This window comes from Nostoc parmelioides FACHB-3921 (assembly GCF_014696625.1).
Taxonomy (GTDB): domain Bacteria; phylum Cyanobacteriota; class Cyanobacteriia; order Cyanobacteriales; family Nostocaceae; genus Trichormus; species Trichormus parmelioides.
The window spans coordinates 1-6,291 of record NZ_JACJQL010000141.1; the positions used below are offsets into that span (position 1 = coordinate 1).

At 43.8% G+C, this 6,291-nt stretch carries 7 protein-coding genes and 1 rRNA gene; 1 reads left to right on the plus strand and 7 read right to left on the minus strand.

The features are described 5' to 3' along the window. Both H6G14_RS32580 and H6G14_RS32585 read right to left on the minus strand, forming a co-directional pair. Positions 1–301 (minus strand): 16S ribosomal RNA (locus tag H6G14_RS32580); the annotation flags it as partial. Between the two features lie 318 nt (positions 302–619). Then, positions 620–1,294 carry a LuxR C-terminal-related transcriptional regulator gene (locus H6G14_RS32585; protein ID WP_190573068.1) on the minus strand — a complete coding sequence of 225 codons (675 nt, stop codon included), beginning with the start codon at positions 1,292–1,294 and terminating at the stop codon, positions 620–622. Positions 1,295–1,396: 102 nt separating this feature from the next. Between H6G14_RS32585 and H6G14_RS32590 the strand changes: the two genes are divergently transcribed. Continuing rightward, positions 1,397–2,050: a DUF3386 domain-containing protein gene (locus H6G14_RS32590; RefSeq protein ID WP_190573070.1), complete on the plus strand. Its 654-nt coding sequence runs from the start codon at positions 1,397–1,399 to the stop codon at positions 2,048–2,050. Positions 2,051–2,141: 91 nt separating this feature from the next. Here H6G14_RS32590 and H6G14_RS32595 read toward each other — a convergent pair whose 3' ends face one another. The 5 genes from H6G14_RS32595 to H6G14_RS32615 form a co-directional block, all read right to left on the minus strand. Next, the gene (locus H6G14_RS32595; RefSeq protein ID WP_010999106.1) at positions 2,142–2,537 is read right to left on the minus strand and encodes a hypothetical protein; all 396 of its coding nucleotides are present in this window, start codon (positions 2,535–2,537) and stop codon (positions 2,142–2,144) included. Positions 2,538–2,638: 101 nt separating this feature from the next. Beyond that, positions 2,639–2,854 (minus strand): hypothetical protein, encoded by a 216-nt coding sequence (locus tag H6G14_RS32600; RefSeq protein ID WP_190573071.1) that lies wholly within the window; start codon positions 2,852–2,854, stop codon positions 2,639–2,641. A 474-nt stretch (positions 2,855–3,328) separates the two neighbouring features. Beyond that, positions 3,329–5,005: a tetratricopeptide repeat protein gene (locus H6G14_RS32605; RefSeq protein WP_190573073.1), complete on the minus strand. Its 1,677-nt coding sequence runs from the start codon at positions 5,003–5,005 to the stop codon at positions 3,329–3,331. Then, positions 5,002–5,763, minus strand: coding sequence for a P-loop NTPase family protein (locus H6G14_RS32610; protein ID WP_190573074.1), 762 nt, complete (start codon positions 5,761–5,763; stop codon positions 5,002–5,004). Before H6G14_RS32610 ends, H6G14_RS32605 begins: the two co-directional genes overlap by 4 nt. Next, positions 5,760–6,137 carry a hypothetical protein gene (locus tag H6G14_RS32615; RefSeq protein ID WP_190573076.1) on the minus strand — a complete coding sequence of 126 codons (378 nt, stop codon included), beginning with the start codon at positions 6,135–6,137 and terminating at the stop codon, positions 5,760–5,762. The genes H6G14_RS32610 and H6G14_RS32615 overlap by 4 nt, the downstream gene beginning before the upstream one ends. Positions 6,138–6,291 lie beyond the last annotated feature (154 nt).

The window sequence follows — 6,291 nt, forward strand, 5'->3', positions numbered from 1 at the left end:
CCGTGTCTCAGTCCCAGTGTGGCTGATCATCCTCTCAGACCAGCTACTGATCGTCGCCTTGGTGCGCTCTTACCACACCAACTAGCTAATCAGACGCGAGCTCATCTCTAGGCAATTAATCTTTCACCTTTCGGCACATCCGGTATTAGCCACCGTTTCCAGTGGTTGTCCCCGACCTAGAGCTAGATTCTCACGCGTTACTCACCCGTCCGCCACTAAATCCCGAAAGATTCCGTTCGACTTGCATGTGTTAAGCATACCGCCAGCGTTCATCCTGAGCCAGGATCAAACTCTCCGTTTTGTTGTGTTTCGAGTTTGTTACCTGGAAAATCGCTTTTCCAGATTCCTTGCTATAATTTCTTAAGTTTTTGGGAAATCCCAAAACCAATTTTTTGACGAGGATTGGTTATTTCTAAGCTTTCAAAGTATTCTTTTTTCTCGGTTCGGTTGTCTCGGCTCTCTCGCCTCAACACTTAAACTAGAATAGCGAGTATTTTTAGGTTCGTCAAGGGGTGAATTCAATATTTTTTCTAAGTTGTCGGATTCGTTAAAGTATATAAAGGCTACAAAGCCTAACAGGTAAGGCTTCTAGCACTCAAGATTTTCTACATTTTTTATTTTATCGATGAATTAGCTGGTCTTGTAGTCTGGCAACCATTTCGGCACGGGCTGAAACTCCAAGTTTGCGGAACATTCTTTTAAGGGCTTGTTTAACGGAGTTTTGGGTAATCCAAAGCTTTTCGGCGATTTCTGCGTTGGTTAGTCCTTGTGCTACTAGTTCGGCAATTTGTAATTCGCGGGGTGTTAAAGGGTTGGGTAAGGAAGATTTAAATATGTTGGGGTTGGTTCTTAGGGTGGCAAGTTTGGCTGATAAATGGATGCACAGGGCGCTGAGGTCAGCTAAGTCGTTGGCGGTAAAGGCTGGTTTCCCTTTGTTGCGGGCGAAGTTGAGTGTGCCGATGAGACGGCCATCGCAAATTATCGGCCCGGTCATGACGTGTCCGTGGTCGTGGCGTGGGCAGAAGTCTTTCCAGTCTTCTGGGGTGAGGATCAATTGTTCATGGGCGGGGGCGTGGCGTTCGACTACATAACGACCTACAGGGTTACTTTCTAGGCAGACGGCGGGGATGCTTTGTGTTTCGGTATCAGGTTTTGATTCGCTATCTATTAGATAGATACCCCAATGTTGCACACCAAAATATTCGCCAATTTTATCCATGAGCGTTGGTTGTAATTCTTGCTCATTACGGATGTTGGCGATCGCATGAAATACATCATGTAGAGAAATAGGCATAAGTGTACCCGTTTGGGGTCTATGCGGGACTCAACAATTACTTCTATGCTAATACCAGCAAAACTAAAAAGCGACTATAACTAATTGCGCTAGGAGAAGCACATGACAGTTACACAACTCTCTGCTCAGGAACTTTTCCGGGCTGCTTATGACAACCGTTACACTTGGGATAAGGATTTTCCTGGGTATTCAGCAGATATTACTTTTAAGGATGACGATAAAGTTATTACTGGTCAAGTTATCGTTAATGCCGAACTCAAGGCGGAAGTTTTGGGTGTAGATGATGAATCGGCGAAGAAGGCTATTCACGGTCAAGCTTGGGAAATTGCGATTCACCGTGTCCGCCGTACTTTTGAAGAAACCCACGGCGCAAATACTTTCCGTTATGGTGCGACTGACGAGAATGGGGCAGTGGAAATCTTGATGGGCGGTAAGGCTGAAGGCGATCGCTATAAAGTCCAAAATAATGTTGTTACTCTCGTTCACCGTCATATTCATGGTGTAGTTGTGACCATTAATACTTTTGGTGTTCATGACACTGGGGAAGGTTATTTATCTCATACTTATGACTCTGTGTATCATGAACCCAAAACTGGGGAACAAAGAGGCGGAGTCAGCAATTTTGTAGATGAATATGAAAAGGTGGGGAATTATTTCATTCTTAACCGTCGTGAGATTCGCACGGAAACAGCAGGTAAAATTGCTGTTCAAGAGTTTGCTTTCTCTAACATTAAGTTGTTGACACCTGCTGCTTAAGCTGAGTGTTTGAGATATTGACCACTGACTACTGACCACTAACAAAACTCCATCCCCTGGTGGGTGGAGTTTTTAATTTAATTGTATTTAATTATGCACTTTGAGAAGCGTTGCGCGCTATTATCTCTGAATTAGCTTTGATTCGGCTCAAAGCGCTGCGGCGAATGCGATCGCTTTTACGGACACCACCAGCCATTTCATATTCTCTACTATTGTTACCATATCTATGAGCGACTCCAATTAGCATTTTTTCACAGAGGTCGCCTAAAGTTTTTTCTAGCTCTTTAATTTCGGTTTTGGATGAATTAATTACGGCTAGTGCAGTATTATAAGCATCAATTTTACCACGCAATTGCTCTATGATTTGAGTCATGTTTTGTAAGTTGCGATCTTCCCCAAAGTCCATCTTAGGATCAACTGCTTTGAGTCCAGAGCATCTTAATTCGGCTTTTTCTAGAATTGGGGATGTACCTTTTTTACGAGACATCAGATGCGCTCCTATTTGCTGGTTACTAATCTAGATTGACTTACCAAAACTAAGTTTAGGCCCAGTAAAATTTACGAATATTTGTATTTTATTTGACAAGTTTATTGATTTAGATTCGTGTTAATACGTAAAAGTTTTGCGTTGGTCACGAAATCAATTGCGTTGGTCACGAAATCAATTGCGTTGGTCACGAAATCAATTGTGTTGGTCACGAAATCAATTGTGTTGGTGACGAAATCAATTGCGTTGGTGACGAAATCAATTGCGTTGGTCACGAAACCAATTGCGTTGGTCACGAAACCAATTGCGTTGGTCACGAAATTAAATTGATTGGCGATGATTGTTTGTGATGGATGAAGGGAAGCGCACTCAGAGATAGTGAGAATGGTAATGCTACTTTACGCTGTGTGTAACTTTCTCTCAGACCTAACCCCCAACCCCTTTCCTTGTAGGGCTACGGTCAATACGGTTCGGTTAACGTTTTAATCTCCTGAAGATCCCCCCAACCCCCCTTCAAAAGGGGGGCTAAAGACTCTCTTTTACCCCCTTTTTAAGGGGGTCGCCGCAGGCGGGGGGATCTTAACCGAACCGTATTGGGGCTACGGTGTACATACAAGTTATTCGATCCCCCTAAATCCCCCTTCAAAAGGGGGACTTTGATTCTTGTTCCCCCTTTTTTAAGGGGGGTTAGGGGGGATCAAAACGTTATGGGGCTAGGTTGATCAGACTTGTGTGTACACCGTAGGCGCTATGGAGAGGGGTTTTAAGAATAAGTCGTACATCGCGTTACTTTAGATGTTACTGTCACTACTTTGAATTTTTTTGAGTTTGGCTAAGGCATCTTCTACAAAATATTGATAGGGAATCTCTTTAGCAAGTTCGATGGCACGATTGAGTGCATCTACCGCTTCTGTTTGTCGTTCCAGTTTTAAGAGAATTGTAGATGTGAAGTAAATTAAATTGCCACTTTGGCTATATTTATCACCAATTTGTCTATAGAGTTCTAACGCCGCCTGACAATATTCTAAACCCACGCTTAAATCATCTTGCAAGATACCAATGGCTTGTAAAGTATTAGCTTCCCCCAAGCGATCGCCGATGTCGCGGTAGAATGCCAATGCCTCCTCGTACCTTTCTAACGCTTCGGTGCGTCGGTCAAGGAACTGCAAGACATCGCCAATCTCTAGTAAAGTATTAGCTTCCCCCAAGCGAGAACCTGTGTCGCGGTAGAATGCCAATGCCTCCTCGTATCTTTCTAACGCTTCGGTGCGTCGGTCAAGGAACCGCAAGACATCGCCAATGGCTTTTAATGTATTAGCTTCCCCCAAGCGATCGCCGATGTCGCGGTAGAATGCCAATGCCTCCTTGTATCTTTCTAACGCTTCGGTGCGTCGGTCAAGGAACCGCAAGACATCGCCAATCTCTAGTAAAGTATTAGCTTCCCCCAAGCGATCGCCGATGTCGCGGTAGAATGCCAATGCCTCCTGGTACCTTTCTAAGGCTTCGGTGCTACGTTTGAGGAACTGCAAGACATCGCCAATGGCTTGTAAAGTATTAGCTTCCCCCAAGCGAGAACCTGTGTCGCGGTAGAATGCCAATGCCTCCTCGTACCTTTCTAACGCTTCGGTGCGTCGGTCAAGGAACTGCAAGACATCGCCAATGGCTTTTAATGTATTCGCTTCCCCCAAGCGAGCGCCGATGTCGCGGTAGAATGCCAATGCCTCCTCGTACCTTTCTAAGGCTTCGGTGCTACGTTTGAGGAACTGCAAGACATCGCCAATGGCTCTTAATGTATTCGCTTCCCCCAAGCGAGCGCCGATATCGCGGTAGAATGCCAATGCCTCCTCGTACCTTTCTAAGGCTTCTTTTGCTTTATAAACTCGAAATTTTGCTCTACCTGCCCAATAATAAACCTCTGCTTTGGCAGGAGTTTCTACACGTTCTGCGGCAATTTGTTCTAATAATGCCGCAATCAGTGATTCTAGTTCAGCAACACGAAAACTATTTTCCCAATTTTGTGCTAGATCCCTAAACTCACTGCCTTTCCACTCCCGGTCAACTACAATCAAGTGATACAGCCATTCAATTTGAGTTTCTGGCTGTTGATTGTTCCTACCAAAATACTCTGCTGCCAGTTGCGACAAGGTAATAAATTCATCTTGATGTTCTTGCCACAGATGTTTTAACATCAGATTCCGTGTTAAATCGTGAACATCATGTCCTCTATCAGCAAACTCCTCTACAAAAGATAAGGCTTGCAATTCTGTATAAAGTTGAGATGATTGTGCTTGCAATTCTGGGCGCAGTGCTGCCAAAATTTCTGCGTTAAACCAATGTGGCACAACCGCCGCCCATGCAGCCGCAGCTAATTCAGGTGATAGGGTTGCTAATAAACTCTCTGTGACAATCCAAGAGCGTTCTTCGTCAGTTTGTGCTTTTGCCAGCTTCTGGAACAACTCACTATTCATAGCTGTTCGCTCTTGAGGGCTTGTAAGGTTTTATCTATGTCCTGGGGATGCCCTTTAAATATTCTCATTGCCATCTTCACTTCATCCTGATTGAAAGGCAATTTCTTGTCTTGGCTGTATTTGTACCACGCCTCTCGATCTAAAATGGCTTCCAAACAACAACACTCATGTAAATCCATCCACTCAATTGTCGGTTGAGGAATCTGCTGCCCAGCAATGACTACAATTAGCCTGGGTGTATCAACAACATCTGCTAAAAATTCACCCCCTAACCAGTCAGCCAGTTCTGAGGGAGCTTTTTCGTAAGTATCAAACAAAAACACCAGCCTTTGGGGAATTTTCCGCAAATCACGAAAAAATGCTTCGCGTAATTCAGTCAAACGAAAATTCCGCGTATTCTCATCTACATTAGATAACACCACACTGAACTGGTTATTGTTGCCAGTTATCTTCGTGTCCGAAACTTCTATCCCTGAACTAAGATAGCGCTCAACAGCAGCATTTAAGCAAGGAAAACGCTGTTCTCCTAAACGCTGACGTACACGAGAAAAAAAGTAAGAAATTCCTAACTGTGCTGATTTAAGATCCATGTCTACACATAATGTTTTTTGTGTAGACAACATATGTTTAAACCGTGCCAGTAAAGAAGTTTTACCTAAACCAGATTCAGCTTTAATCAATAACACTCGGTTAGGAATGCTTCCCTCCACCATCTGATGGAAAAATAAAAGTTCCTGTGTGCGATTAGCAATAATCATGGATTTAGAGAATTATTTTGCTGTGGAGAGGAAGAATTATCATCATCTGTTATGGAGAACTCATTGCCTTTACCGACTATTTCAGTATTTTCTGCTAAAACATCTTTTTGAGTAACCTTAAATTTATTTCCCTCTCCTTTGATATTTGTCCCTCTCGCAACAGTTCTGGCATTTGTGCCAGGCTGAGAGCTACTTGATTGTGGAGAATTGCCATTCCGCAAGTTACCCCACAGAAGTTGCACAACATTGACTACAAAAGCTCCTAACAACGCCGCACCGATTTTTTCTACTAGTCCCCTAGAATTTGAGGTTTGAGCCGTATCTCCAAATAACCATGCCCAAATTGCACCTAAAACAGCAAGTTCAATCACCACAGCCACCATTAACCATCGGCTACCTCGAAAGGTTCCCAGTGGCCATCCGTGAGAGGTTAAAGTAATTGCACATTTGTCAAGAGGGTGCAGGAAAAGGGGATAGATCCAGCTTGAAGACTGGTTTTCGTAGGGCTTTGACTACGCCTAAATCTTG

What these genes read in the sequence shown, in the direction of transcription:
- H6G14_RS32610 (WP_190573074.1), bottom strand. Translation starts at nt 5,763, where the DNA reads ATGATTATTGCTAATCGCACACAGGAACTTTTATTTTTCCATCAGATG.
- H6G14_RS32590 (WP_190573070.1), top strand. Translation starts at nt 1,397, where the DNA reads ATGACAGTTACACAACTCTCTGCTCAGGAACTTTTCCGGGCTGCTTAT.
- H6G14_RS32595 (WP_010999106.1), bottom strand. Translation starts at nt 2,537, where the DNA reads ATGTCTCGTAAAAAAGGTACATCCCCAATTCTAGAAAAAGCCGAATTA.
- H6G14_RS32605 (WP_190573073.1), bottom strand. Translation starts at nt 5,005, where the DNA reads ATGAATAGTGAGTTGTTCCAGAAGCTGGCAAAAGCACAAACTGACGAA.
- H6G14_RS32585 (WP_190573068.1), bottom strand. Translation starts at nt 1,294, where the DNA reads ATGCCTATTTCTCTACATGATGTATTTCATGCGATCGCCAACATCCGT.